Source organism: Delftia sp. ZNC0008 (assembly GCF_000799035.1).
GTDB lineage: Bacteria > Pseudomonadota > Gammaproteobacteria > Burkholderiales > Burkholderiaceae_C > Comamonas > Comamonas tsuruhatensis.
Window position 1 is genome coordinate 1 of record NZ_JTKZ01000520.1, and the last position, 1,593, is coordinate 1,593.

At 70.7% G+C, this 1,593-nt stretch carries 1 protein-coding gene; it reads left to right on the forward strand.

All coding sequences use genetic code 11. The annotated features are described in order from the left end of the window. A partial coding sequence (locus tag L995_RS17610) for a response regulator (protein WP_047472800.1) occupies window positions 1-1,593 on the forward strand: 1,593 nt, incomplete at both ends.

A 1,593-nucleotide genomic window follows, 5' to 3' on the forward strand; every position in this document is an offset into this window, starting at 1 on the left:
CCGCGTCCCTGCACCACCTGTGCGTGAACGTGCGCGACACCGGCATAGGCCTGGATGCATCGCGGGCCGAACGGCTGTTCCAGCCCTTCACCCAGGCCGACATCCAGACCACGCGCCGCCACGGCGGCACCGGCCTGGGCCTGGCCATCTGCCACAGGCTGGTGCAGCTCATGGGCGGCGAGATCAGCGTCTGCAGCCAGCCCGGCCAGGGCAGCAACTTCCGCTTCACGGCCAAGGTCCGGCCTGCCACGGATGCGCCGCTGGACGGCCACGACAACCTGGGCAGCACCGGCGTTCTCATCGTCGATGACAACGCCAGCGCGCGCGAGGCCCTGGCCGCCATGGTGCGCAAACTGGGCATGCGCTGCGATACGGCGGCGGACGGCATGCAGGCGCTGCACATGCTGCAAGAGGCCGCACGCCAGGAATCCCCCTACGGCCTGGCCCTGCTGGACTGGCGCATGCCCGGCATGGACGGGCTGGACCTGGCACGCCGCATGCGCGAGCAGCAGGACCTGGCCAAGACCCCGGCTGCGCTCATGGTCACGGCCTTCGGGCGCGACGAAGTGCAGCTGCAGGCCGCGCAGTTGGGCCCGCGGGGCCTGCTGATCAAGCCCTTGACCGCATCGGCACTGCGCTCGTGCATCCGGGAGGCACTGCGGGACCCCGAATCACCCCCGCCGGAAAGCCCGGCGGCCGGCCCCTCGCCACAGCAGCGCTACCCGGGCCTGCCTGGGCGCAGGGTGCTGGTGGTGGATGACAACGTACTCAACCGCGAGGTGGCCACCGAGCTGCTGGAGCAGGCCGGCATATCGGTACAGACTGCGCAGGACGGTCTGCAGGCGCTGCAGCTGCTGGACACCCAGCCTTTCGATGCCGTGCTCATGGACGTGCACATGCCCGGCATGGACGGCCTCAGTGTCACGCGCACCATCCGCACGCGCAGCGCGCTGCGGCATCTTCCGGTGATCGCGCTGACTGCGCAGGCCTATGTCGAGGAGCGCGCCCGGATCGAGGCCGCAGGCATGAATGCCCATCTGACCAAACCCGTTGACGATGTGCTGCTGTACGAGACACTGCAGCGCTGCCTGCGCGCGGGCCCTCCTCCAACGGCAGCGCTTGCGCCGGCCGCGCCCTTGCAGCCGACGCCGTCAAGTCCTGCCCAGGCCTGGGATCCGGCACGGCTGCGGCAACGCCTTGCCGGCCAATCGCCGCGCATGCTCCACGCCATCGAAGGCTTTGCCCAGGACTTTGCCGATGCGCCGCAACGGCTGCGCGATGCCGTGCGCAGCGGACATTGGGACACCGTGGCAACGCTGGTGCACACCTTCAAGGGCAGTCTGGGCTACCTGGGTGCGGACCTGCTGGAGCAATGGTCGGCCATGGCCGAGACCGGTGCGCAAGCCTGCCTGTCAGGCGACGGCAATGGCGCCCACGCCCGGCCCGGCGGCGATCTGCAATCCCTGGTCCAGGCGCTGGCCGATGGACTGCAGGGCCTGCTGGCGGAAATCGCCCGGCGGTCCGGGCAGACGGCCGTAGTGGCCGTGGCGTCCGCGGCCGCCGTGACCGCCGTGACCACTGCCGCGCCCCCCC